We start from the raw sequence: 25,747 nt of genomic DNA, 5'->3' as shown, positions 1-25,747 counted from the left end.
CCGTCAACCTCCTCATTTACTTTTCATTAATAAAACTAGAAAATACGGAACACTGACAACAGCAACTACCAGCCCTGCCGGTATTTCCGTAGGGGATAATGCATTTTTCCCGATCGTATCTGCCAGCACTAATATGATAGCGCCAATTATTGAAGCAATTGGAAGCAATAATTGATGTTTTGGACCAACTAGGCGGCGTGCAATATGTGGAGCGATCAATCCTAAGAAAGCAATCCCTCCCCCCGCTGCTACTCCAAGGCCGGCAAGTGCGACTGCAATTATAAGGAGAATGATGCGCTCTCGCAATGAACGGATACCAAGAGCGCTCGCCATTTGGCTTCCGAGATTCATGATATTTAGGGTATGAGCTTTTAATAGTGCATATATAGATAAAATCATAAACCAAGGAAATAACGCCCATACATACGGCCATTGGGTCGCCCACAGGTCACCTGACAGCCAAACCATGGCCTTTACAAAATCATTGGGTTCTAATCTTAATTGCAAGGCGATGATAACGGCACTTAATCCTGCGTTTATGCCGATTCCCACCAGTATCAAACGGCTAGAATGAATCCCCTTCTTCCATGACAGCCCCATAATGAGGCCGCCTGTCAATAGGGCTCCCAGAAATGCAAAAATAGGCAGAATGAAGGTACCTGCCAAACTGAGACCTCCAGCTACAGTTTGAAAAAAAGTGATATAAATAATAACGGCAAGCCCTGAACCTGAATTAATGCCCAGGATACCTGGATCAGCAAGTTCATTCCGAGTAATGCTTTGTAAAATCGAGCCGGATATAGCCATCCCCGCGCCAACCATAATCGCTAATACAATGGCAGGAAGACGAAATTGAAACAAAATTAATTCCTGCTGAGCTGATCCGTTTCCAAGGAAAGTCTGAAACACTTCCGTTGGGGCGATAGATACAGCACCAAGATTCAGGCTTATAAGACAGGATAGCAAAAGGAGGCCAAGCAAAATCAGGATATTCCACTTGAAACGGTCTTTTTTCTGTTTTATCATAATCTGCTCCTTCCGCTTCTAACCAAATATAGAAAGAATGGAACACCTATTGCCGCAGTCACTACTCCAATTGGCGTTTCGTAAGGCGGATTGATCATTCTTGAGCCAATATCCCCCAGTACCAACAGCAAACTGCCAAAGACCGCTGTTACAGGAAGGGAAAAACGGTAATCCGGACCAACCAGCATCCGGCTTATATGTGGAACAACAAGACCGACAAAGGAAACCGTTCCGGCAGCAGCAACTGAACTCCCAGTCAACAGAAGAACGGCAAAGACCCCCAGCATGTTCACGATTTGTAGGTTGATTCCAAGACCTTTCGTCACTTCAGCTCCCAGACTTAATATGGTTAAAGCTCGGGCCAGGATCATAACGATCGCTATCCCTATTGCTCCGACCACTCCAAGCATCTTAATGCCGTCCCAATCAGAAGCCTCTAAACTACCGGCATACCAAAAACTAAGCTCCTTCGCGACATCAAAATGGATGGCAATCACAGAAGTTAAAGAGCTAAGAAACATGCCAATCGCAACCCCGGCAAGAGCCAGTTTTACCGGCGCGATTCCTCCTCTTGAGACAGCTGTAAGGGAAAAGACAAGCACCACGGCGGCTCCTGCCCCTGCCATGGATATTAGAATAGATCCCGACCGGGAAATGCCAGGGAAAATCGTTAAACTAACTACTAGTGCAAAGGCAGCTCCGTGTGATACTCCTATTATTGCGGGCTCAGCTAAGGGGTTTCGAGTCAAAGCCTGCATAATTGCCCCAGAAAGCGCAAGAAAAGCCCCAATTATGGCCGCTGTTATGGCTCTTGGCAATCGAATTTCATGAACCACCTGATGTTCCTTGAGCTCCGGATGAAAATTAAAAATAGCCTGCCAAACCGTTTTTATTTCAATATTTGTTGAGCCGTAACTGAGAGAAATAACAAAGGCTGCAGCAAGAAAAATGATTCCAGCTAGCATAATCCATCCCGTTCGTACAGTTCGCCCTGCTGGTATATTGGTTTCTTCCATTTGGTCCTTCCCCACTACATTCAGCCTTCCTATTGTTGTTTTTATATATTGAGAATCGTTTTCAATGTAGTAAGTATAAAATTAATTCAATAGTATTTACAAGATATTTGTGTAAAATAATAATATTTATCCTATGATTATATTGACTTTTAATGTGAGAATGATTATCATTTCCATGTATATGCTTTATGAGGAGGAAAACGACTTATGAGATCCCAGAAAAAATACATAGGGGCAATTGCTGCTCTGCTTTCTATTCTACTACTTGCTTCAGCCTGCGGTAAGAATGAAAATGGAGCTGAAGAAACAAATAACGCACCAAAACAAATCACTATAACAGATGCAAACGGAAAAGTAACCATTCCATCTGAGCCTAAAAGGATTCTTGCACCTTATTTGGAAGATTCCCTTGTTGCGCTTGATGTAACTCCGGCTGCCCAGTGGTCAATTGGAACGACGGTTCTAGAGTACCTTCAATCTGATTTACAAGATGTACCGAAAATCGGCTGGGATTTGCCTCTAGAACAGACAATTAAGGCTCAACCCGATTTAATCATCTTCAGCTCCGCTGGTTCAATTCAAAACGGACAATATGAAGAATATAAGAAAATCGCCCCAACTTACGTATACAAAGATCAAGACAGCGCTGATTGGAAAAAACAGCTGGAAATAATGGGAAAAATAACAGGAAAAGAAAAGCTTGCAACAGAAAAAATAGCACAATATGAAGAGAAAACAAAAAACGCATCCGAAAAGATCAAAAAGGCAATTGGAGAAGAAACAGCTGCATTGATCTGGATTGCAGGAGATAAATATTACTTATTTGAAAATACTAGATTTGCAGCAAATGTTCTCTACAATGACTTGGGTGTATCCCAACCTGAGATGGTACAAAAACTGCCAAAAGCAGAAGCCGCTTGGCAGCCCATTTCACTCGAGTCTCTATCCGGACTTGATGCCGATCACCTCTTTTTAGTCAGCAAACCAGAGGAGCCCGGCCTTTCAAAATTAGAACAAAGCAATATATATAAAGGTCTTCCTTCGGTTAAAAAGGGCCATGTCTATAAAATGGATGACCCTAGCCATTGGACAATAAACGGTTTGATTGCCAATGAACTTTCCATAGATCGAATTGAAGAATCTCTTACAAAATAATTTTATAGCATGGTAGTTTACAAACGCGAAGAAATCCTCTTCGCGTTTGTTGTATTTAATCACATGTGTATGAACGCTTAATGATTTCTCTTAAAATGGTAAGAAATTTTTTCGGGCGTTATGATTCGTAACAAATATTCTAACGAGGTTTCTTATAAAATATAATTATGCCTGGGAATGGTAACTTTGCATGTATTGTATAAAGGATTGCATGGAATATAAAAATACATTATGTTAAAAATAAGATGAGGAGGTTAAAAGTGATGGATAATCGAACATTTGTCTATGTAACTTACATTTCAACAACGCCCGAGAAGATATGGGAAGGTCTTACTAACGGAGATATCAGCCAAAAATACTTTTTCGGGACCAGGGTTGATTCTGACTGGAAAGTAGGTTCGCCAGTCACATACTCCCGTAACGGGATGGTTAGCGACTATGGAAATGTTCTAAAATATGAGCCACAAAGCCTGCTTTCGTTTACATGGACCTATAAGGGGGATAACACACCCCGTCAGAGTCCAACACGAGTCACTTTTACACTCAAACCAATGGATAAAACTGTAAAACTTACGCTTAAGCATGAAAATCTATTGGCAGCAGATTTCGTAGAAAATGATGATACCTTTGAGGGATATAATAATGGATGGCCAGCCGTACTCAGTAATCTGAAGAGTTTCCTCGAAACTGGAGAGACTTTGCCGGTCATTCGGGTGGATTAAGGATGGAAAGAAAAGCGTTTAATCTTTTTTTGATAAGTGTAAATCCGTACATAATGTGGATTTAGTAATTTATTGGATATATTCTATCGAGGTTTTTAATAAGATAATCGTTCTACAATGTTTTGCGCTTATATGACTGTTCTCTTAAGTAGTCGGACGCTTATATATTTCAATTTTCGCTTATATTTCCAAATTTCCGCTTATATCCTAATTGTTTCAAAAATTAATACTGTCTCATTACAAGCAGAAAGGCTGCCGGACAAAGCAGCCTATTTTTTATCCTTATTGGTTTTCCTAAATAAGAATTAAATCGACTTCAATGCTTCAGAAATCGGAGTTTCTCCAGACACAAGATCAAATGAACGTTTGTAAGTACGTTCCTCATCTAAAGCCAGCATGATAGTTTTGGCCACATCTTCACGAGGGATAGATCCTCTTTCTAAATTCTCGGCGGCTGAAACTTTTCCTGTCCCCGGATCGTTCAGAAGGCCGCCTGGACGAATGATGGTATATATCAGACTGCTTTGCTCTAGCACTCTGTCTGCATAATGCTTCGCTACATAATACGGCTTGATTTTTTCGTTCCAGTTTTCCCTATGATGAGCCTGTAATGCACTTACCATTAAGAACCTTTGAATTCCTATTTTTTCGGCAGCTTCCATCGTTTTCACAGCTCCATCCAAATCGATGAGAAGCGTTTTGTCCATGCCGGTGTGCCCGCCGGATCCCGCAGTAAAAACAATCGCATCGCAGCCTCTTGCTCCCTCTGCGATTTCGTTCACACTGCCTTCTAAATTGACAATTGTGGTTTCCACCCCTATTTTACGAAAAACCTCTTCCTGTTCTTCCTTTCGAACCATAGCTCTTGCTGTATGTTCCTTACTTTCACTCAATAACTGAATTAGGTGACGGCCAATTTGTCCGTTCGCTCCGACTACGAATACCTTCATTCCTCAAACTCCTTTCGATCTACTATATTGTGCACTAAAATTATTTCGTAAAATAAACCCCGTATCAAATAATCTGTTCAAAAAATGGAACACCCAAAGGTTACTATTACTAGATCAATCATGCAATAAGCTGATTACATTTCCTTTGTAACGGGTAAATTATAGCAGCAACATGGTTACAATTTGTTTCAAACCTAAAGATGAACAAGGTGGTCCTCAATGAGTAAACAAATGGAAATATATTTACACACTGGAATCAAAGTGAGCGTACCAGAGTATTTAAACAAATTAAACAGAAAAGAAATAGAGCCCTTTGCCTTTGACCAAAATGTTTACAATGATTACGTAATAAATGAGAAAGAACAGGCTTGGTTATCAATTAATCACAATGGTGATTGCTTTTTTATAACCAGCTTTCAGGTGCAAACTCTCGCAGAATTAAAATTAGCAAGGCAGGCCTTTATACCGGAATATCTTGATCAAGATTTAAAATACCCTCTTATTGAAAAAATGAACCATTTGAAGCTGACCCCCATTTCAGATGGCTTTGACAAAGCTTTTGCTCACGTGTCTGTTTTCCTAACGGACATCCAATCATTGTCCCCAAAACAGCAGTCCCGCTTTGCCAATGCTGACGGAGATGACGACCCGATTGTCATTGATAAGCTTAATTACATTTCAAATTTTTATAATAAAAAAGAAACCCGCTTTCTAGCAGGTGCTGAATCTTTTTCATTTGCAACCATTTCGGAAAATGAAGAGTATTTCTATAAAATCCATCTTCCTAATACAAGTATTTTATATTTGAACTTTTATCTCTATTTTATGGAATATGGAAAAATACCTTCTAAACAAATGATGCCGCGTTTATTGGGAAATCTATGGCGCTCCATGCAAAGCAACAGAAATGATTTCAACCCTCTCCTTTTTAAAACGATGGACTTGTTTTCATGAGGGATATACAGTTCGAAACAGAACGGATGGAAAGGGACTTCTCCGGGACTCGAAGAGGTAGCTGCTTATTGGTCACCTGTCTTTTCATCTTCCAAAATTAATGATAATTCCCTGCCTCTTCCCACCCAACTGTAAATGGCGTTTCCTTTTCTCCCACTGTTATCTTAATGAGTTTCCATCCTTCACTTAAATACTGATTCAATTCATCTTTACTAATGTCTTTTCTTTTGGTTATGTTGTGGCAGTTATATTGTTCATCACTCATATTGATTCCTCCTTCATGTATAGATGGTAAATAGACTATTATTACAGTAGAGCTAGGATCTTCTTACGAACCAGGCTGATCGATCAGCCCTAAAAAATTCTTTCATACTAAATTATTTTTTGCAAAATACCCCGAGAAATACCAAACAATAAAGGATTACATGACTTGAAACAATAGGTAAACACGTCAAACAAAACAAGACCGCACCAGATATGATGCAGTCTTTCAATCCTGTTAAATTTTTCAATCAAGAAGATGTTCCAGTTTCTTATGTGAGAGTAGCTTTGTCACAGTCGCAATAAATTCACGAACATTTATCGGCTTTGTTACGTAACTGTCAAATCCCCTAGCTAAAGCAATTTCAATGTCTTTCTCCATAGCATTGGCACTTAAGGCTATAATGGGCGTATCCTTTAATAAAGGGTTAGCTTTTAAAATATCAAACACCTCAAAGCCACTTAAATCTGGAAGATTGAGATCTAACAAGATTACATGAATGTTTCCCCCTTGGGCATTTATAATACCTTCTTTGCCATTTCGTGCAGTTATGAGCTCAATGTTTTGAGAATTCATTATATGACCGACCAAGTTTAAATTGGACTCGTTATCTTCAATATATAGAACACGGCCTGCCGAAAGACAGGGTTCATATACAATATCCTCAGTTAGAGCAACACCGTGTAAATCAGTTGATTCCTTAACAATTAAAGGAAACTGAACCCAAAAATCGCTTCCCTTTCCAATGATGCTTTTTACTCCAATTTGCCCTTCCATTAAATGAACCAGTTGTTTAACGATCGATAAGCCTATCCCTACTCCGTCTTCTAGAGTTCCCTCAATCCGATAAAATGGTTCAAATATTTTTTTATATTCATCAATAGAGAATCCCTGTCCACTATCTTTAATATGAATGATAAGACTTTCTTTTTCTATTACTGTGTACATCGTGACCATTCCATTAACTGGTGTATATTTAATGGCATTATCCAACAAAATAAGCAGGATTTGTTTTATACGGATTGGGTCTGCCAAAATAGTAACTTCTTGCAGAAGATCAAGCTGGCTACGAAGAGTTATATTCTTCTTTGCTGCCATTGGTTGAACAGATCGAATACTCTCCTGTGCGATGGCATGTATGTTAATTTCATCGAAACATAGCCTCAATTTCCCCGCTTCAATGGAAGATAGGTCTAATATTTCATTAATTAGAGATAATAAGTGATTTCCATTGGTCAAAATTTCAGATATGCAGCTAATTTGTTGTTGATTTAACTCTTGATCCATCTCCAGAATTTGCGCAAAGCCAAGAATTGCATTAAGAGGTGTCCGTAATTCATGGCTCATTTTGGACAAAAATTCCGTTTTTGCCAAATTCGCTTTTTCAGCCGCTTCTTTTTCACGCCTAATATTATTACTATGCATTTCATATGTTTCCACAAAAATAGCGGTAATATCATCTACCATGGGTTCAATAATACTGCACACGGATAAAGTTGTTCTCGTTTGAAATTGTTCTTTTTGCACGATTTCAACAATGATGTCCCATATGACTTTTCTGTATGTGTTAATTACACGAAGTGAATCACTTAATGAAAAATGATACTGAACCGCAAGTTTAGCCACATTCTTGCCAAATTTAATCGCACAAGGCATTAACTCGTTATAATCCTCATATAAAGCCCGCCCAAAAAAGTTGATGATTTCTGCCCTATCGATTGTTTCTAAAAAAAAATACCACTTTTTACCGGCATCTTGCCTGTATTTGTTCTGAAGTTCATCAATGGTTCGTACCAGTTTCTGGTTATTTTGAATTATTTGTTCACCTATGTGTCTTAATTCACTCAAGGCTGATATCCCCTTCTGTTGTGTCGCCGTGTTAATCTTTTAAATAAACCTGCTTAGTAAATTTTGCTATTCTACGAAAAGAACATAACAACATTATATCGTTAAGAATTAGGAAGATTATATAAAAATTTCAATGTAATATTTATCCATTTAGGACGCACCTGTAACTGGGACTAACGCCTATGAAAAAACCGACCTCCCAATTCTGTGTGGAGGTCGGCTTTCAAACATTGAATTATTGTTTTGGTATTTCTTTTATCACTTGTGCCAGAGCTTCTTTGATGGGGGTAAGTGGTCGTCCGAGAAGTTTTTTGAAATCATTGCTTTCAATCGCCAGTTCGCCTTCACGAATACCTTTCTGGATATCTTCCAGCATTGGAATAAGGAAATCCGGTACACCCGCTCCTTTCATTATGTCGGCGTAAGCAGCATCATCAACTTGCTGTACAGATACTTCTTTTGCCAATACTTCGCCAAGAGCCGCTGCTAGTTCTTCCTGTGTCAATAACTTTCCGGAAAGCTCGTAAATTGTGTTTTCGTGCCCGTTGCCTGACAGTACCGCCGCTGCAGCCTCAGCGTATTCTTGCTGGAGTGCCCAGCCTACCTTTCCTTTTCCCGCAGAGGTTACCCAAGGAGCATCTGCCATGACCCCCTGAATACTTGAAATTTCATTCTCTAAGTACCAGTTATTGCGTAAAAACGAGTAAGTAATACCTGTTTTCAAGATGGCTTCCTCTGTTGCCTTATGAGTCGGTGCAAGGAAGATATTGCTTTTCTGTGCATTAACGATACTGGTATATGCAATAAATTGAACTCCTGCCCGCTCTGCCGCGCCTACTGCATTCGTGTGTTGTCTAATTCTAGTTTCGTTGTCTCCATCCGCTGAAATAATTAATAAGCGGTCAATCCCTGCAAAAGCAGAATCCAAAGTTTGCGGATTGTCAAAATTACCTTGGCGGACTTCTACCCCGCGTGCTCTTAGCCCTTCTGCTTTCTCTGGATCACGGACGCTGACAGCCAATTGATTCGCTGGCACAGTCTTCAGTAACGTTTCGACAATCTTGGTACCCAGCTTCCCTGTTGCTCCAGTTACTAATATTTTCATAACTCTTTCCTCCATTCATTGTTGTGGAAAAACCATTTTTGTTCAGGATAACGAATTATTAATGTTCATGCAAATTCAAAATGTGTTGTAGGCAGGAATATTATTAAAGATACACTCCTTCATTGTTGTATTGTTCTTTAAGTAAACAAGCTGTTTTCGAACCAGTTTAACATTATCGGTCCTTAAGTTTAAAAATTGGTCGAAGAATGTCTAAGCGTTACATATATAGTTGTTTCTATTTTATTCTATCAAAATTACCTATCCCGATAGTTGATTTACCCCAATGCTACATCTAATATCATCATCAACACAAATCCAACCATTAAACTCATAGATGCCAAATCTTTATGGCCATTCTCTTGTGAACCAGGGATAACTTCTTCTGCTACAACAAAGATCATTGCTCCGGCCGCAAAACTTAATGCATAAGGTAGTAATGGTTCAATAAATGAAACCGCAATTGCACCGATCACCGCAGCAATTGGCTCGACCATTCCTGAAAATTGTCCATACAAGAAGCTTTTTCTTCGGGACATTCCCTCACCTCTTAAAGGCATGGAAACCGCAACACCTTCTGGGAAGTTTTGAATACCGATTCCAAGGGCCAGAGTCACAGCCCCAGCTAAAGAGGCTTCGGTTCCCCCATTTGCAAGTGCACCGAAAGCAATACCAACCGCTAATCCTTCAGGGATATTATGGAGCGTTATCGCAAGTACCAACAATGTGCTTCTTTTTCTCCCTTTTGAACGATATCCTTCCGCTTTGCTGATGTCGGCATTCGGATGCTGGTGGGGAATGACTTTATTAACCCCCCATAAAAATATACCTCCTAGTAAAAAACCAAAGGCCGCTGGAAACCAAGCCCCTATTGGATTGTCATTCGACATTTCAATCGCTGGAGATAGTAAGGACCAGTAACTGGCTGCAATCATGACCCCGCCAGCAAACCCTAACATACTATCCAACAGCCGCTGATTTAATGTTTTTGTTGCGAACACGAGAGCAGCTCCCAAAGCCGTCATTCCCCAAGTAAATAAAGTAGCGATGAATGCTTGTGTGACAGGGTTAAAATCTTGAAAAAAATGAACCATGACGGAAACTCTCCTTTTATTCCCATATAGATGAAGTTTAAAATGTTTACCTTAGGAAACATTTTAAGGTGAATGCATAAGATAGTCAATTATTTAACATGTATAATAATTACTTTCATTATGAAATATAACCTATCATCATTAAAGGAAACCAGGTGGAAGACATTTTCTTGCGATTTGAAAAGTCAATTGTTATTCTATGTCCTGTGTTAACCGAGTACGCTCGTTGGTGAGATTGCATATCTGCTGATTTGCACCATCCATAGGGGAAGTTAAGGATTTAAATTTTTAATTGAACTTGGACAACAATAAATCCAAACTTTGTAACACAATCCCATTCTTATCGTTGGAGGAATTTTTTTGAACAACACAGTAAACAAAATAAAAGCAATGACTTATAAACAGATTTTTATGTATGGCATATTAGGCTTTTGTTTTGCCGCCTCTGTTTTTTTCGTTAATCATAATTATTCATTCTATGATCGTCCCATAGCCGAAGTAATTAAAGTTACGTTGACTAATAAAACTAATATGATTGATGTACACGATAATAAAGATAATCTATTCGAACAGAGTATAATAGCCGAGTTAAAAAATGGAGGAGAAAAGGGACATCTTATCCATTTAACTAATGAGTATTCATCTTCAGGTGCTTATGATCAAAAATATCAGGTTGGAGATGAGTTGTTTGTTGCGATTAATTCAAAAAAAGTTGAAAACTCGGATTTTACTGGAACCATAAAAGATGTAAAACGTGATCAATATGTTTTAATGATTGCATGGATTTTTATCTTTACTCTACTTATCGTTGGAAAAAAACATGGATTTTTTTCTATCATAAGCTTGGTAGCTAATGCCGTTATATTGTCGTATGCGTTAGATATTTATCTAAACACATCAAACATTAGTTTGGTATTGATTTGCAGTGTAAGTGTTATCTTTTTTACTATTCTTTCTTTATTACTTGTCAGCGGTTTTAATGAAAAAACTTATGCTGCTATTGTTGCTACTTTATTAGCCACTTTTTCCACAATTGTAATTACTTATATGATTATGTGGATCACTTCCGGAAATGGGCTTCGGTATGAAGAAATGCAATTTCTAACTTCTAAATATCAAATGGTGTTTATGGCAGGGTTACTAATAGGATCATTAGGTGCCGTAATGGATGTAGCCATTACAATGTCTTCTTCCATATTCGGTTTATATGAAACAAATAACAACATACCAGTGAAAGCACTTAAGACTTCAGGGATGGAGATTGGAAAAGATGTTATGGGAACCATGACAAATATTTTATTTTTTGCTTATATAAGTGGTTCCATTCCAATGTTAATACTGTATTTCAAAAATGCTTCTGCATTTGGTTATACTCTTTCCATGAACCTTTCATTAGAATTGGCTCGAGCCCTAGCAGGTGGAATTGGAATCGTGTTAACTATCCCCATAGGACTCTATACGTCTATTTTTTTCATTAACCGAAAGAGGGCAAGACAATGAATGTACTAGTTTGGCTGGCGTCTATTTTATTTTTACTCATGGTGGTTGTTGGCGGTAAAAAAGGAGCACGGTCTTTTATTTCGTTATTCTTAAATTTTGTTGTGGTAATTATCACAGTTATTTTTATGGCAGACCCAAATGCTGATCCGATTATCTTAACGTTGATTGCATGTACAGTAATTAGTTGTATTAATCTTTTTTATATTAACGAAGTGAATAGTAAAACAATAACAGCATTCATTTCTACGATGATCACGATAATCATTTTGCTTTTTTTTATTAACATCGTGACAAGAATTTCCATGATTCAGGGTTTTGGTAAAGAAGAAATAGAGGAATTAAGTATCTTTTCCCTTTATATAGGAGTAGATTTTGTTAAAATTGGGGCAGCCGTTATGATTATGAGTACAATAGGTGCCATTACTGACGTTGCCATTTCTATTACATCTCCCATGCGTGAAATCTTTTATCATAATCCCTTAATTAGCAGGCATGAATTATTCACTTCTGGATTTAATATTGGAAAGGATATCTTGGGGACAAATACGAATACTTTATTTTTCGCATTCATTGGAGGCTATATGGGTTTACTTATATGGTATGAGGAATTATCCTATTCTTTGGGCCAGATTATAAATTCTAAAATATTTAGTGCTGAAATAATATCTATATTTTGTGCTGGAATTGGTATTGGTCTGATTATCCCAATAACTTCATGGATTAATGCTTATTTTTTAACAAGGAAAAGAGAAAACAACCACTTATAAGGTTTAACTGGAAACGCCTTGACTACTGCGATCAAGCCGTCTTTACAGGTTATAACAAAAACACTATATGGCTAAAACCGCAATCTAATGTACGTTAACAACCTCCCATCATATTTTAAAAAGGCTGCCAACAAGCAGCCTTTTCTTTATCTTTATTTCTATACCACTCTCATGGTCTGTTAATCCTTTTACTGCTTCAAATAAGTGATTCGGTGCAGCTTCTATATCATTTATCCAGTGTTGCACATCATCTTTGGTTATATTTTCATTTACTCTAAATTCTCCAATCGGATATCTGCTATCCATTATACTCCCCCCAAATATCATCTATAATAAGGAATAAAGTAAAATGCGGATTTAAAAAACTCCATTCTTGATGCACCACTTTACATTTTTACGCAATATAGCGTTTTATTTCTAACTTTAGCTATACAATCTAGGACACAGATTAATATTCCAAGTCTTTATCTTCAGAGGAATAAATTGTATAGTAGATTCAAATATGTAAATTTATAAGGGGATTTTATAGTGAAGGAAGAATTACAATATATTGGCCATAAAATCGTTGAAAATGAATCAATTTTAGCCAAAAAGATAACTGAACTTATCGACTCAGACTATACGAAAGGTTTAAAAAATGCCGGTGCTCCGACATCAACACTTATTGAATATAGAGGAGAATTAGTTAGATATTTTGGAGAGGCGCTATACGAGGATAGAGAATTAATTTCTAAAAAAGTGATTGACTGGGGCAAAAAGGCGGCGGCATTTGCGATACAATACGATGTCTCATTAAGTAATTCATTAAGAGCCGTTTCTTTTTATAGGACTGTGATTTGGGATGTCTTTACTGAGGAATTGAAGAAAAAACAATTTGCGGCTATTACTATGCTCGATGTATCCAAGATTATTGATCCATTGCTTGATAAGGTTTTTAGTGTGATGGGTGAGGTGTATGAAAACAGAAGCAACGAATTAATGAAGATAGCTTATAGCGCTTTAGAAGAATTATCAGTGCCTGTTGTTCCTATCATAGAAGGGATCGCTGCTATTCCGATAGTCGGTGCCATTGATACCAACCGTGCTCAATTAATGATGGAAACCTCATTATCTGAAGGTTCCCGGCTTAATCTAAAAACCATCATTTTCGATGTCTCTGGTGTCCCGATCATTGACACAATGGTTGCTGATCAAATTTTTAAAATCATAACTGCGTTGAGGTTGACTGGTATAGAAGCAATGATAACCGGTATAAGACCAGAAATAGCACAAACCATTGTAAGATTGGGCTTAGATTTTAAGGACATTAAAACGGCAGCGACTATGCAGCAGGCTCTCAATCAATTAGGCCTTGTAATTCAACCAAAGTCACAGAAAATGGCGAACACGATCCATGGGTCTTAAATATTAAAATATAAATAATGTAAGATAACCCGGATACAGAACAGCCAAATAGGCTGTTTTTATTTTATGTATGATTACAAATCTAATTCGGAAACAATTATTACTGGACAAAAAGAGGTTTTAATATCCCTTGTTGTAACTGATTCTATTTAACTTAGGGGCCTGGTTTTGTTATGTTTTACTACAATATTCTATTGTTCGAAAAATCTTGGCCGTTATCGCGCAATTTCATGGAATCTTGAAATCAATTCATGTAAACTACAAAGGGTCTTAGCTATTATGACAAATGGGATACCTAATAGTCCCTGAGGATAAAATTGAACAAACACAACAGATGGGAGAACAGAAGAATGGAGAAACCAACGTATAATCAGTCAACAATTGTTGCTCTGCTGCTTGCTGGAACGTTCATCGCGATCTTGAATCAAACATTGATGATAACAGCAATACCGCCGGTGATGGCTGAAATGAACATTACCGCTAACAGTGCACAGTGGCTGACGACTGTTTTTATGCTTGTAAATGGGATCATGATTCCTGTCAGCGCCTTTTTATTGGAGCGTTTTACGACTAGGCAGCTGTTTATTTCTGCGATGAGTATATTTGCCTTTGGAACACTGGTTGCAGGGCTTGCACCCAATTTTGGAATGCTCTTACTTGGAAGGATGATCCAGTCCAGCGGGGCTGGTGTCATGCTGCCGCTTATGCAGACTGTCTTCTTGATGATCTTTCCTGTACATAAACGCGGGGCGGCTATGGGATTAGTGGGTCTTGTTATCTCATTTGCACCGGCGATTGGTCCCGCATTGTCTGGCTGGGTTACGGAACATTACTCCTGGAGACTATTGTTTTTCATCATACTTCCCATCGCTTTGATTGATATTTTAATTGCAATGAAGGCACTACGGAATGTTACAGAAGTTACTAAACCTAAAGTGGATGTTCTTTCCATTGTTTTATCATCGTTTGGGTTTGGCGGATTGCTATACGGCTTCACTAGCGCGGGCAACTATGGCTGGACGGAACAAAATACGATATTGTCCCTATTCATTGGAATTGTAGCCCTGACTTGCTTTATTGTAAGGCAGCTGCGGCTGGAACAACCTATGCTTGAGTTCCGGGTGTTTAAATATTCTTTTTTCCCGCTAGCGATCCTGATTGGGATGATAGCCTTTATGGGACTTATTGGAGCCGAAACGCTAATTCCCCTTTTCATGCAAAACATGCGTGGCTTCACAGCGTTTGAAGCAGGGATTGCTATATTGCCTGGAGCCTTGATAACCGGTATTCTTGCGCCCTTTATCGGTCGGATTTTCGATAAAGTCGGAGCAAGGTGGCTGGTCATTACAGGGCTGTTCATTATTACACTATCTTCCTTTGCATTTATCGACTTAGGGCCAGCAACCACTATTACCTATATCACAGTCATGTACAGCATCCGGATGCTCGGACTGTCTATGGTCATGATGCCGATTTCCACAGCCGCCTTAAATCTTCTCCCGAATCGATTACTTCCGCACGGCGCTGCCATGGACAATACGATGAAAATGATTGCCGCATCGGTTGGAACAGCAATCCTTATCACAGTAATGACCACAAGCACTGAATTGGCAAAGCATCGTCCGGATATTCCCCATCCCGATATATACGGAGTCAATATTTCCTTTATTGTCGTTGCTGTCCTTTCGGCAATAAGCTTGTTCTTATCCTTCTTTATCAAAAGCAGGAAGCCGCTTAAGCAGCAAGCAGATTAATAGAAAAAAGCATGGGGCTGATCCCTCATGCTCTTTTGGCTTTCCTTTTTAGGCGAATCGACTTTTATAAAAAGTCATTAATGTTTTCATTTACCCAAACGTAAACTTTTTCTTTTACTTCCTGGTCATTTTCCCCCTTTTGTTCGGCTAAGCTGACTAACTCCGATGGCATATTTTTAATAACAGTGTCGATTTGTTCGTCACTTGGGGGCATTCCTAACGCATCGATAATACAATCGCTGATTAATTCTCTCATTATTTACTCTCCTGTATAAAAGATTTTTTTTCATTTAGTAATACAAAATAAGTAGTAAGTTCTTCATCACTTACATTTATTTTGGTCTCCAAGTCTTGGGATTGTAGTACAAACTCTTTGATTCCAATGAATTCAGAATGCGCAATAAGAAAAAATTTAGCGCCTTTTTTGTACAAATCCTTATAATTCTTTTTTAGCCTATAAACCCTCATTACTTTCTCCAGAAATTTAAAATAATTTATATTATTTTACCATAGTTACCCTAACATTTAATAAAAATTTTTTATTGATGAACAGCAATAAACATTGAAAAAATAAAAAGAGTGGCTTCAAACCCACTCTACAAAACTTGGTTGCCGTAATAGCGATTTCTTTTTGTAATTTCGAAACTTTACACGAAATCTCTTTTCTCTTTCATAAAGGAAGACAGGCTTCCCTTCATGATAAAGAATATCAAAAGAAAGAAATGGACCGGGTGGTTTGCGATAGAATCTTAAAGTGTTTTATCTGTTCGCCACCAAATCGTTTGCTTTAGGATTGTATAAGTAACGAAAATGACTATCTATCAAAGCTTGGTAGTCCAAAGCCTGGCAATAAATTTCTTCTAATATGCTTTGTCCCAGTTCCATGAAAATAAATTTTAAATTTTCTAATTATACTGGTTTAGCTTCCATTAGATGCCAACAATCACCTCATGAAAGTCGGATTTTAAAGAAGATGTATGTTACCCCAATTAAATACAGGTCTAGGTATTGAATTGCAATACATGCACTTTGTAATAAAATAATACAAAAAAATACTACATTTATTATTATGAAATAAATTTTTAGTATATAGTTTATTTCTTTAAAAATTGGGTATAATAATTTTGCGGTGTTTTATTTCACTTAAAAAAGGGGAGAAAAACATGGAAAAGGTCCTAGAAACAGATAAATTAATGACTTTCCTCCAAGAAAATAAACAGAATTTTGAGAACGATTTACTAAACGAAGCGTCGAATGTAAGAGAAAAAATCGATGACATTTTAACACTAGGAAACATTGACCTAGTAAATAATGCACATAAGTTAGTTCGCTACGTTGTGGATGCGCAGGATAAGGAACTTGAATCCTTCGCTAAACAAGAGGGTATCGCGTGGGCTACATTCGAACTCACGTTAGCTTTTAAATTAGAGTGGGTTCAAGCTATTCGAAGAACCCTATGGGAATTTCTACAAAAATATAATGATTTTACAAATAATATTCCATACGAGGAATTTTTTTTAATGGAAAAACAAATTAACAGCCTGATCGACCAATTTTTGAATGTTTTCTTTATCAATTATACTAATTACAAGGATTCATTGATAAAGGCTCAACGAGAATTGGTGGAAAATTTATCGGTACCTATCATTCCAATTACACCAAGTATTTGTATCTTACCTTTAATTGGTTCGGTAGATACTTTTCGAACCAATGTCATTGAAGAAAAGGTTTTGGTGGAGATTGGAAAGTTACATATCCAAACTTTGATTATGGACTTGTCCGGTATTGCAGAGATGGACATTGAAGTGATTGATCATTTACTTAAGATTATTGATGGAAGTGCCATGATGGGATGTCAAACAGTAATTACAGGATTGCGAGCTGAGGTAGTTAGAAAAATGATCCGCTTAGGCTTCAGGTTTGATAACAACACCCAAACATTAGGAACTCTACAACAGGCATTGAAACAGTACTTAACAACTTGAATAGAATTTTTCACGTTATATATATACTTGGGGAGTTGCTTCGGCGACTCTTTTTTAATCTATTATTGTACCCCGGTAATATCTAAAAGTAGGGACGCTTATATCCGGAAGTTTCACTTTGCATATGCTGATTTTAACCGATACAATTGGATTTCGCTGGTATATACCAAATGTAACTGATATATTCAGTCCTTCACTCCATAGTCTAGTCAGATTTTTTATGGGATTTGAAAAATCCGTCTTTAATTAGATTGTAATGATAGATTTCTTTAGTATGGAACATACATTTAAATCATATCATACAGAATTAGATAAAGATTAATTTCCAATGAAACAGGACTGAGCTGGTACTAATGTTTTTTTGGATCCTGCTCCGACAAATAATTATTAACCAAAACCATTTTTATTGCTTTTTACACTGTTTGAATGAACATCTTTTGGTTAATCCTGTTTTTCTTTGATCTGTTCACGAATCTTTTCCAGTTCTTCCAAGGACAGTTCCCCTAACGATTTTCGAATCTCTTCCTCGATATTTTTTCTGTTGCTTTCTCGGTAACGATCCCACCAATCTCGAAGTCCTTCCGTTTTATCGACAATATAGTCAAAATCTATCTCTTCTACTTCATCATCTGAAAGATAATTTAATACAGCGGCTAACATACGATTCAGGTTACTGATTTCATCTTTGTTTGTATCGTTGCTTGGTGAAGGCTTGTTCGTTTCCTTCTCTGGATCATTATTGATTGCTGCAGGTTTGCGCGGCATAATGTTCCTCCTTTTTTCGTTTTATTCTTTTAGTATTTCCATTTAAAGTGAAACGATTAGCCCTATTCCAATTCTGGTATTAATAATGGCATGGGTAAGCTGTTCTATTGGTTTCAGCTATATATTTCAATTCATCCTTCATTTTTAGTAATGTCCAATCGATCTCTATTACTCTGTCAATAAAAGTTTTTTCTAAATAGGTACATATCGATTAACTATAGTGAGAGTTAGGGATGATCGTATTTGATGGTTTAGTTGGGTATGAATTTCGTAGAAAATGTTATTCAGTCATAAAATGTTGTCCCTTCGGTTTAAAAGTAATATTTTATAGTGGTTTTTTGAAGGAGATGATTTATGAAATAAAATGGTGGAGGTTAAAGACTGAAGTTATTGCTGTTTTGAGGGACAAACTAATCGTTATTTATTACCCAAAGTTTATCTACCGGCCTTTTACTGCATGAACATCCCATGCATACTATTGAAAGGTAATACAACGAGAAAAAGTTAAATCAGGAGAAAAATCGGATATAAAATCCATCAATGTCTTCTGCGGCAACTTTGTAAATTAACTTAAAAGTTGATTATGCCAGAAAGTCATGTCTTTGAAGAAAGAAGTACCCGCTATTTCGTAAATTTATCCGCTTCCCCACATAGGTGAATGCATTTATAAATTTATTAAATATGTTAGCCCCATTAGCATGATTAGGGGCATTTAATCTTCTAGAACAAAATTTTCAATATGCTAAATTAGCTTTCTAGTCGTTTTTCCAGTTGTTTCAATAAGTTTTCTTTAAAGTAATCATTACCATGCATAACAACTACTCAGAAATAGGCGCTATCGTTTCATCCATTTTTTTGTAGAAAAATTATGTTTATTAATCACGGAAAAGGTGAATATCGGCTAATGCCTGTTCCAGATTAGCTCTAGTTACCTGCTTACTGAAATCCAATCCAAGACTTACAACAGTTTGTGCGATTTCAGGGCGAATTCCTGTTACAATGGTTTTTACTCCAAGCAGTTTTAATGCATCCATAACTTTAAAAATTTGGTCTGCTACCATTGTGTCAACCATTACTACCCCAGATAGATCAAGGATTAGATGCGATAAGTGTAATCTTCCAGCTTCTTGCAATGTTTGTTCCATTAATAGTCCAGCTCTTTCTGTATCTATGTTGCCGATCAAAGGCAAAACAGCAATACCCTTAGACAGTGGAACAACTGGAACTGATAACTCCATAAAGGCAGTTTTTGCATTATCAATGGTTTTCTTATAGTAATCCACATAGGTCAAACTAAAACAATAAACAGCATGGTCAAGAAGTGGATCAATAGCCCTGGAAGCTGCAAACACTGTTTGAACTGACATATTATGTTTTAGTATTCCTTTTTCTAGGACTTCACTTATAAAACTTCGATAATACGCAGTATCTCTCAGTGCCTCATCTAATGGAATACCTAAACTGTAAACAAATTGCCCTGTTTCTTTGCCCCATTTTTCTATATTATCATAAGCTTTTTCTTTATCTATTCCATATACAAGGGCTTCGCCAAAAAGTGCAACAAAATTGGCCCTAATCTTTATAACTTCTTCTACATCCAATTGTGAGATGAGTTGTTTTTGTATCTCATTAGCCTCAGCAATTCTATTTTCATGAACTCTTTTAGCTATATCATGCTTGGCTTCTAATATTGCTTCCCCGAGAATTTTTAATTCACTTTCCATTTCTTTCATAACCTCCGAAATAGATATCTGTTTTAAACAATTCAAGTACATACAAAAAGGTACATTTATGTTGCACATCTTTCTTCTTACCTATTACAAGGTTCGCTTTTATAACTAACATGACAAAAGACAGTGGATTATCATAAGATAAAGTTCTCTCTTAATCTTCTGTTTATTTAATGCTGAACCTGCATTCAATTTTATACTGTACGCCCTCTCAGGTAAAGATGGTGTTCAATTAAAAGATTGCAGGGAGATATCATCTTCCCTTTTTCCAAAAGACAAAAATATAGTCAAGTTTTCCTAGTTTACTATTATTAAACATACGGGAAAAGTACCCAGGTAGTAGACGAGGTTGGATAGCGGGGTGGCAAACATGATATTGGGCGAAGGTGGTGCCAAATATCTTTTTCCGCTTTCCCAAAGACATTTACACTCTTCGATTCCATACAATTTATTATTACGGTTTACGCAAACAATTATTTGCCAGGTTTGTTGGGATTGGCATTATATAACTTATCAAATTTTATATCCTCAAGTCTATTTATTTACTTGTCCTTTAAGTTAGGAGATAATAAGATGCCTTTAAATCACATTAAATACATGTTAAATGAGTTAATCCAATATAAGGATACGGATATCACTTATTTCTTTTCAAAGTATGAAGTCCCTTTTTCCGTTACGTTGAAAAAGGGGAAAAATCCATACCGATTCCTAATCACCTTCATGGATGAACAAAATGCTGAACTATTAACTGATTTAGAAACAGCTGCTCGTGTGATCGATGAATTAGTAGAAAACACTAGTGAAGATAATGGATTTGCCGCCTTGCATTACTAAAAGCCGCCACAAATGCGGTTTAAATTTTAGATTAACGTATTCATTATTTCGAAACTCAGTATCAAGGTTTCCATCATCATTATGTATAGGGCCACATATTTTTTAGATTTCATTCGATAATTTCTATTCCCTCTTCCAAATATCGCTTCAAACTTCATACACAAAAGATCCATTTATCTTTATATCCCGGAAACTCATCGCATCGAAGTCCATCAGAAACAATGGATATTATTTCAAAAAACGGCGAACCAGCTTAAGATTTTTGTCATTGTATGGCGGGAAAAGCAGTTTCACATTTAACTTCGTACTAGTTTTGAGAATACTTCTTTCATGGGAAAACGTTATAAAGCTATAATGACCATGGTAAGCGCCTATTCCGGAGTTTCCCACCCCGCCAAAAGGCAACTCAGGGTTTGCCAAATGCGTTATGGTATTATTGATGCTTACCCCTCCTGATGAAATTTCCCTTAGCACTTTTTCTTCCACTTGTTTGTCAGATGTAAACAGGTAAAGTGCCAGTGGTTTAGAGAGCTTGTTAATCGATTTGATCGCATCATTTAAATCTCTGTACGTTAAAATTGGAACAAGCGGTCCGAATATTTCATCTTCCATTGAAGCGGAATTCCAATTGGCTTCGATTAATGCTGGCTCAATAAAACGTGTATTCGAGTTCATTGCTCCTCCGAAAATGATTTGATCCCTATCCTTTTCTAGGATTGTCTTTAACCGATTAAAATGTTTATCATTAACGATACGACCAAAATGGGTACTATCTTCAATATTGGAACCATAAAAGGCATTAAGAGTTTGCTTCATTTCCTCAATCAGTTCTTTTTTTATCTCTTCATGGACTATCAGATAATCAGGTGCAACACACGTTTGTCCCGAGTTTAATGTCTTGCCCCATACGATTCGATGTGCTGCAACTTTTACTTCTGCAGTCTTATCTACAATAACAGGACTTTTGCCGCCTAATTCAAGCGTAACGGGCACAAGGTTTTTGGCGGCTGCCTCCATGACAATTTTTCCTACTGGTACACTGCCTGTGAAAAAAATATAGTCGAAAGGTGCATGGATTAAAGATGTGTTTGTTTCGATTCCACCTTGAACCGAACGTATATAGGATTTGTCAAAAATCGTTTCGATCATGTCTGTGATGGCCCGAGAGACATTTGGCACCACCTCCGAAGGCTTAAGAACGACACAGTTTCCAGCGGCAATGGCACCAATAAGCGGTTCTATCAGAAGCTGGAAAGGATAATTAAATGGACCAATTATTAATACTGTTCCATATGGTTCGTACCTAATCATGCTTTTTGACGGGAACAGCGCCAACGGTGTTTTTACCTTTTTCGGCTTCGCCCATTTTCTTAAACGCTTCATCGTATGGGTTATACTATTTAACACAAATCCGATTTCGGAAGTGTAGGATTCGAAAGGATGTTTTCCCAGGTCATGCTCGAGAGCCTCGGTTATTTTAGATTCGTACTTCATAATTCCTTCTTTTAATCTTTGTAGTTGGCGCAAACGGAAATTTATATCTTTTGTTTGGTTGGTATGAAAGAAATTTTGATGTTCCTTAAGCATTTCTGTAACATTTCCTGGCTTTAATTCTACCTCAACCATGCTATTTGCTCTCCCCCTTTTCTTTTTGTGCGTACGTGATCAATGCTTTTATGTAATTTCCAGGAAGAAAGCTAGATAAAACAATGATCTGTATATAAGGATCAATAGCTTCTAATAGGCAATTGCATGAAGCCTAACTAGTCCAGTTTAACTTCCTTAGTATAAGCTTTTGGTCGAGCATACCACAGTATATTTGCTTAACCTAAAATTTTGGATGACTTTGTTGCAAAAGAACTCGTTATGGACGATGCAGACGAAAAACTCTTTGTAGAAAAAGGAATCTCGAACAGAGTTGAAAATATGGTGAAAGTAGCTACAGCGAGTGGAGTACCAATGAATTCGTTCTGTATTTAGGCATAAAAAAAGCAATGAAATAAAAGATGAATGTGAGATAATCAACCCCGTCATAAGCTTAACCTTTAATTTTTTCGTTATGATCCACAAAGATCGTTTGATTAATCTTTTGCTAATCATTTTTAAAAAGCTTAAACGGTACGTGGAAGTAAGATATTAAGAAATAGATAATAAATATTGACAAGACATATGTAGGTAAAGGATATCGATGATGCAATGCAATCACTGAAAACATAACAAGGTCAAATAAAAAGGAATACCAAAAGGTCCATCCGTGAGCATATGTGATTCCCCCTAATGCTAATAAAATCCACTCTACCGCAATATAAATTCCTGACCAAAGAAATATGTAACGAAGTCGATCAACCCAGTGTATAGGAAAGTGAGAAAGATATAGAAAAACGCTAACAGGCATAGTAATAAGAGCATAAACAATCACAGTCATATCATGTCCCAACAGAAAATCCGGATGGAATTTCCATAAAGAATAGTCTCTTACTATATATTCGTAAAGCAGACCTCCTGTGGCAATAAATAGCATACTTGCATGGTATTCTCTCCAGGTATTCCACTTTCCCCACTTAAAAGAAGCCATAATCGTTAGAATGGCAACTGTAATATGCATACTCGAAACCCTTTCATGTACTTTTTAAATAGTGTGCTTCTTTCTATCTATTTTTAACGGCCAAGATATTATGTTGGGAACCATACAATTTAGCTGCTTGCATTCATAAATATTTTAATATCTTTTGGACACTAACCATCTCATCATTTGCGAAATCAAAAAGGGATTGGCGTTATTCATCCCTTCTACCTTTTCATTACTCTATTCTGACATTCTTATTCCAACATTAATCCCAGCTAAGAAAATAGTCGTGATAAAAATAATGGGAAGAACGATCCAACCCCATCCGCCATACCGAAATGAATCAGAATGGATGGGTTTCTCTAAAATCTTTTTTAATGAGTCCTGATTTTTTCTACAAGGGATTTATCTTTGCACCAACATCTCAGGCATTTCAGGTCCTAAAGGTGAGTATAATCTTGTAACTATGTTTAACACAAAACAATACAGGGTAAAAATATGCAACACCTCCTCAAGGAACTCTGCCATCAAACGAACGGCGGAGTTCTTTATTAAGAAGTAAACCACAAGAAACACATGTAAGGGTTTACAAACAAATGGTGAATTTTTTATGTAGGGGCTGAACACATGGCACAACAATTGCAAGCTAAAATCGGGGATGAAATCATTTTCAAACAAGCAGTCAGAGGAGTAATCGAAAAAGTTAACATGAATTCAGTTATTGTTAGGATTATTAGCAATCCTACAGATTTTGAATTTTTAAGTGAAAGAACAGTGGTTAATCATAAGAACTACCAAGTAGTGAGCGAAAATTTCTTGGGAAAAAGCTCTTCAAACGGAATTCGGATGATGCAAGAACTTCTGATTTACTTTAATTAGACATATGTAGTATTTCGGTTTAACATTCGAAAATTTTTCCTTTACATATATCAACAATTCTCTATCAGGATGTGTCAGGCTTTTTTTGAAAAAATTCCCATGTTTTATTTTCAAGCAGAAAGGGAAAGTTTATCACTCACAGCGGTTTACCATGTTGCAATTACATTTAGGTGAGGTAGCAAGAGTGGCTACTATAGTATTTGGCGAAGGCGGGGCCAAATACGTTTTCTTTGTAAAATGGTTGATCGGGTACTCTATTTCCTTTATTTTTATCCTCGGAAAATCGATTGATAAATCTTTCTTCGCTGATACACTGAAAAATCCGCAGTTATATTAGGAAGTTAGCTGAAATTTTTTTCTTCTTAAACAAGTAGCAGTTAGCCTCTACTGACTGTGGTTCATGGGTCCTTTGAGGATTTAATAAGGAGGAAAAATTATGGCTAATCAAAATCCATATCGAAACCAAACTTGTCAACAGGATCTTTACAGCGCATTTATGTATCATCTTTCACAAAGCGAGGAGTATAAACGGATGAAGGAAGCGTCAGCACATGATGCTCGTTCTTATTATAGTAACCGAGCAAGGGCAAGCGAACATAAAGCCCAAGGTTATGAATACAGAGCACAAATGGGTGACCAAATATAAGCTTGGTTATCAACAATCTAACTACGCAATGCACGCCCAATATTAATAAAAGCAACGACTGTTATACTCTAAATAAATTACATCAATATTGTACATCATACACTTAGGGGAGGTGATACGCATGGAAAATCAAAATCAAAATCAAGGCCAACGCAACAATAATAATGGCCAAAACAATAACCAACAAAACGGTTTTCTTGGCGCAATTGGGCAAGGGTTGGAAAATGTGGTTGATACTATAACTGGCCAAAATAGAAATAATAACCGCAACAACCAAGGAAACAATAATCAAAACAGATAATTTTATATAAAAACGCCATTACTCTTATCTCTAGATAGGGTAAGGCAAGGTCAATAAAATCAAAGGGACGACATTTTACATAAAATATGTCGTCCCTTTTTTACTTTTAACCGATTAAAATATCCATTAAGAATTTGTAATTTTTTTGATGTAAACGTTTTTTCTCTTCCGCGTTTATAGTATGTACAAGCTCGTAAGGTGGCTGAGTCTTTACATTAGTTTAACTGATGAAAAGACACATTTTTTAATAGGACAAACTTTCTCCCCTGTCCTATTGATTGGTTTGTACATAGTATGAAAAGTGTAAGGATCGCTTTTTCACTAACTCACAAAGGAGGATACTATATGAGTGGATACTCTTGCGGCGGCTACGGCGGTCAATTTGCTTTTATCCTTGTAATCTTCGTATTACTGGTGATTATTGGCTGCACAGTTTGCGGAGGTTATTAATCCTCATTTAAAGCCTGGTAATCGGTCGAACCTATTA

The 25,747-nt window shown here is 37.0% G+C and carries 27 protein-coding genes and 1 pseudogene; 15 read left to right on the top strand and 13 right to left on the bottom strand.

The window, feature by feature from the left end:
- Positions 1–12 precede the first annotated feature (12 nt).
- Both CUU64_RS15320 and CUU64_RS15315 read right to left on the bottom strand, forming a co-directional pair.
- Entirely contained in the window at positions 13–1,023 is a 1,011-nt protein-coding gene (locus tag CUU64_RS15320; protein ID WP_374702727.1) for a FecCD family ABC transporter permease, read from the bottom strand.
- Complete coding sequence (locus CUU64_RS15315) at positions 1,023–2,042, bottom strand: FecCD family ABC transporter permease (protein WP_101634516.1); 1,020 nt, start codon at positions 2,040–2,042, stop codon at positions 1,023–1,025. Before CUU64_RS15315 ends, CUU64_RS15320 begins: the two co-directional genes overlap by 1 nt.
- Before the next feature lie 207 nt (positions 2,043–2,249).
- Here CUU64_RS15315 and CUU64_RS15310 point away from each other — a divergent pair, with 207 nt between their 5' ends.
- A complete protein-coding gene (locus CUU64_RS15310) occupies positions 2,250–3,197 on the top strand; it encodes an ABC transporter substrate-binding protein (RefSeq protein ID WP_101634455.1) in 948 nt (315 codons plus the stop codon).
- Positions 3,198–3,460: 263 nt separating this feature from the next.
- Positions 3,461–3,919, top strand: coding sequence for an SRPBCC family protein (locus tag CUU64_RS15305; protein WP_101634454.1), 459 nt, complete (start codon positions 3,461–3,463; stop codon positions 3,917–3,919).
- Between the two features lie 305 nt (positions 3,920–4,224).
- Here CUU64_RS15305 and CUU64_RS15300 read toward each other — a convergent pair whose 3' ends face one another.
- The gene (locus CUU64_RS15300) at positions 4,225–4,869 is read right to left on the bottom strand and encodes an SDR family oxidoreductase (RefSeq protein WP_101634453.1); all 645 of its coding nucleotides are present in this window, start codon (positions 4,867–4,869) and stop codon (positions 4,225–4,227) included.
- 219 nt (positions 4,870–5,088) lie between these two features.
- Between CUU64_RS15300 and CUU64_RS15295 the strand changes: the two genes are divergently transcribed.
- The gene (locus tag CUU64_RS15295; protein WP_257985546.1) at positions 5,089–5,823 is read left to right on the top strand and encodes a hypothetical protein; all 735 of its coding nucleotides are present in this window, start codon (positions 5,089–5,091) and stop codon (positions 5,821–5,823) included.
- 97 nt (positions 5,824–5,920) lie between these two features.
- Here CUU64_RS15295 and CUU64_RS22095 read toward each other — a convergent pair whose 3' ends face one another.
- The 4 genes from CUU64_RS22095 to CUU64_RS15280 all read right to left on the bottom strand — a co-directional run bounded on the left by CUU64_RS22095 (position 5,921) and on the right by CUU64_RS15280 (position 10,129).
- On the bottom strand, positions 5,921–6,088 hold the full coding sequence (locus tag CUU64_RS22095; RefSeq protein ID WP_180954626.1) for a hypothetical protein: 168 nt from the start codon (positions 6,086–6,088) through the stop codon (positions 5,921–5,923).
- 243 nt (positions 6,089–6,331) lie between these two features.
- Positions 6,332–7,933 (bottom strand): ATP-binding response regulator, encoded by a 1,602-nt coding sequence (locus tag CUU64_RS15290; protein WP_101634452.1) that lies wholly within the window; start codon positions 7,931–7,933, stop codon positions 6,332–6,334.
- 235 nt (positions 7,934–8,168) lie between these two features.
- On the bottom strand, positions 8,169–9,038 hold the full coding sequence (locus CUU64_RS15285) for an SDR family oxidoreductase (protein ID WP_101634451.1): 870 nt from the start codon (positions 9,036–9,038) through the stop codon (positions 8,169–8,171).
- Between the two features lie 275 nt (positions 9,039–9,313).
- On the bottom strand, positions 9,314–10,129 hold the full coding sequence (locus CUU64_RS15280) for a ZIP family metal transporter (protein WP_101634450.1): 816 nt from the start codon (positions 10,127–10,129) through the stop codon (positions 9,314–9,316).
- Between the two features lie 360 nt (positions 10,130–10,489).
- On the opposite strand from CUU64_RS15280, the gene CUU64_RS15275 reads away from it, so the two are divergent.
- Positions 10,490–11,629: a YibE/F family protein gene (locus CUU64_RS15275; protein WP_374702725.1), complete on the top strand. Its 1,140-nt coding sequence runs from the start codon at positions 10,490–10,492 to the stop codon at positions 11,627–11,629.
- A complete protein-coding gene (locus tag CUU64_RS15270; protein WP_101634449.1) occupies positions 11,626–12,396 on the top strand; it encodes a YibE/F family protein in 771 nt (256 codons plus the stop codon). The genes CUU64_RS15275 and CUU64_RS15270 overlap by 4 nt, the downstream gene beginning before the upstream one ends.
- A 108-nt stretch (positions 12,397–12,504) precedes the next feature.
- Here CUU64_RS15270 and CUU64_RS15265 read toward each other — a convergent pair whose 3' ends face one another.
- Complete coding sequence (locus CUU64_RS15265; RefSeq protein WP_101634448.1) at positions 12,505–12,702, bottom strand: DinB family protein; 198 nt, start codon at positions 12,700–12,702, stop codon at positions 12,505–12,507.
- Positions 12,703–12,924: 222 nt separating this feature from the next.
- On the opposite strand from CUU64_RS15265, the gene CUU64_RS15260 reads away from it, so the two are divergent.
- Positions 12,925–13,800: an STAS domain-containing protein gene (locus CUU64_RS15260; protein WP_101634447.1), complete on the top strand. Its 876-nt coding sequence runs from the start codon at positions 12,925–12,927 to the stop codon at positions 13,798–13,800.
- A gap of 350 nt (positions 13,801–14,150) precedes the next feature.
- A complete protein-coding gene (locus CUU64_RS15255; RefSeq protein WP_101634446.1) occupies positions 14,151–15,554 on the top strand; it encodes a DHA2 family efflux MFS transporter permease subunit in 1,404 nt (467 codons plus the stop codon).
- A 64-nt stretch (positions 15,555–15,618) separates the two neighbouring features.
- Here the strand turns inward: CUU64_RS15255 and CUU64_RS15250 are convergent, their stop codons facing one another.
- Positions 15,619–15,810, bottom strand: a complete 192-nt coding sequence (locus tag CUU64_RS15250) for a hypothetical protein (RefSeq protein ID WP_101634445.1) — start codon at positions 15,808–15,810, stop codon at positions 15,619–15,621.
- A 907-nt stretch (positions 15,811–16,717) separates the two neighbouring features.
- Between CUU64_RS15250 and CUU64_RS15240 the strand changes: the two genes are divergently transcribed.
- Entirely contained in the window at positions 16,718–17,539 is an 822-nt protein-coding gene (locus tag CUU64_RS15240; protein WP_101634443.1) for an STAS domain-containing protein, read from the top strand.
- A 441-nt stretch (positions 17,540–17,980) separates the two neighbouring features.
- On the opposite strand, the gene CUU64_RS15235 is transcribed toward CUU64_RS15240, so the two are convergent.
- Positions 17,981–18,304: a hypothetical protein gene (locus tag CUU64_RS15235; protein ID WP_101634442.1), complete on the bottom strand. Its 324-nt coding sequence runs from the start codon at positions 18,302–18,304 to the stop codon at positions 17,981–17,983.
- An 875-nt stretch (positions 18,305–19,179) separates the two neighbouring features.
- Entirely contained in the window at positions 19,180–20,037 is an 858-nt protein-coding gene (locus CUU64_RS15225; RefSeq protein WP_257985545.1) for an STAS domain-containing protein, read from the bottom strand.
- A 570-nt stretch (positions 20,038–20,607) separates the two neighbouring features.
- On the opposite strand from CUU64_RS15225, the gene CUU64_RS15220 reads away from it, so the two are divergent.
- Positions 20,608–20,868, top strand: coding sequence for a hypothetical protein (locus CUU64_RS15220; protein WP_101634440.1), 261 nt, complete (start codon positions 20,608–20,610; stop codon positions 20,866–20,868).
- Positions 20,869–21,096: 228 nt separating this feature from the next.
- Here CUU64_RS15220 and CUU64_RS15215 read toward each other — a convergent pair whose 3' ends face one another.
- Complete coding sequence (locus CUU64_RS15215) at positions 21,097–22,494, bottom strand: aldehyde dehydrogenase (RefSeq protein WP_101634439.1); 1,398 nt, start codon at positions 22,492–22,494, stop codon at positions 21,097–21,099.
- A gap of 234 nt (positions 22,495–22,728) precedes the next feature.
- Here CUU64_RS15215 and CUU64_RS23190 point away from each other — a divergent pair.
- A pseudogene (locus CUU64_RS23190) lies at positions 22,729–22,836 on the top strand (class I SAM-dependent methyltransferase); the annotation flags it as partial.
- Positions 22,837–22,960: 124 nt separating this feature from the next.
- Here the strand turns inward: CUU64_RS23190 and CUU64_RS15210 are convergent.
- Positions 22,961–23,473 (bottom strand): CBO0543 family protein, encoded by a 513-nt coding sequence (locus CUU64_RS15210; protein WP_101634438.1) that lies wholly within the window; start codon positions 23,471–23,473, stop codon positions 22,961–22,963.
- Positions 23,474–24,061: 588 nt separating this feature from the next.
- On the opposite strand from CUU64_RS15210, the gene CUU64_RS15205 reads away from it, so the two are divergent.
- The 5 genes from CUU64_RS15205 (at position 24,062) to CUU64_RS15185 (ending at position 25,710) form a co-directional block, all read left to right on the top strand.
- The gene (locus CUU64_RS15205; RefSeq protein ID WP_101634437.1) at positions 24,062–24,313 is read left to right on the top strand and encodes a DUF2187 family protein; all 252 of its coding nucleotides are present in this window, start codon (positions 24,062–24,064) and stop codon (positions 24,311–24,313) included.
- Between the two features lie 184 nt (positions 24,314–24,497).
- Positions 24,498–24,650 (top strand): hypothetical protein, encoded by a 153-nt coding sequence (locus CUU64_RS22090; RefSeq protein WP_180954625.1) that lies wholly within the window; start codon positions 24,498–24,500, stop codon positions 24,648–24,650.
- A 99-nt stretch (positions 24,651–24,749) separates the two neighbouring features.
- The gene (locus CUU64_RS15195; RefSeq protein WP_101634435.1) at positions 24,750–24,959 is read left to right on the top strand and encodes a hypothetical protein; all 210 of its coding nucleotides are present in this window, start codon (positions 24,750–24,752) and stop codon (positions 24,957–24,959) included.
- A 121-nt stretch (positions 24,960–25,080) separates the two neighbouring features.
- Positions 25,081–25,260: a hypothetical protein gene (locus tag CUU64_RS15190; protein ID WP_101634434.1), complete on the top strand. Its 180-nt coding sequence runs from the start codon at positions 25,081–25,083 to the stop codon at positions 25,258–25,260.
- 345 nt (positions 25,261–25,605) lie between these two features.
- Positions 25,606–25,710 carry a YjcZ family sporulation protein gene (locus tag CUU64_RS15185; protein WP_101634433.1) on the top strand — a complete coding sequence of 35 codons (105 nt, stop codon included), beginning with the start codon at positions 25,606–25,608 and terminating at the stop codon, positions 25,708–25,710.
- The last annotated feature ends 37 nt before the right edge of the window (positions 25,711–25,747 follow it).

It is taken from the genome of Bacillus sp. V5-8f, from assembly GCF_002863565.1.
Classification (GTDB): Bacteria; Bacillota; Bacilli; order Bacillales; family DSM-1321; genus Peribacillus.
Note: the sequence above shows the minus strand (reverse complement) of the source record. Positions and strands in the feature narration are given on the sequence as shown.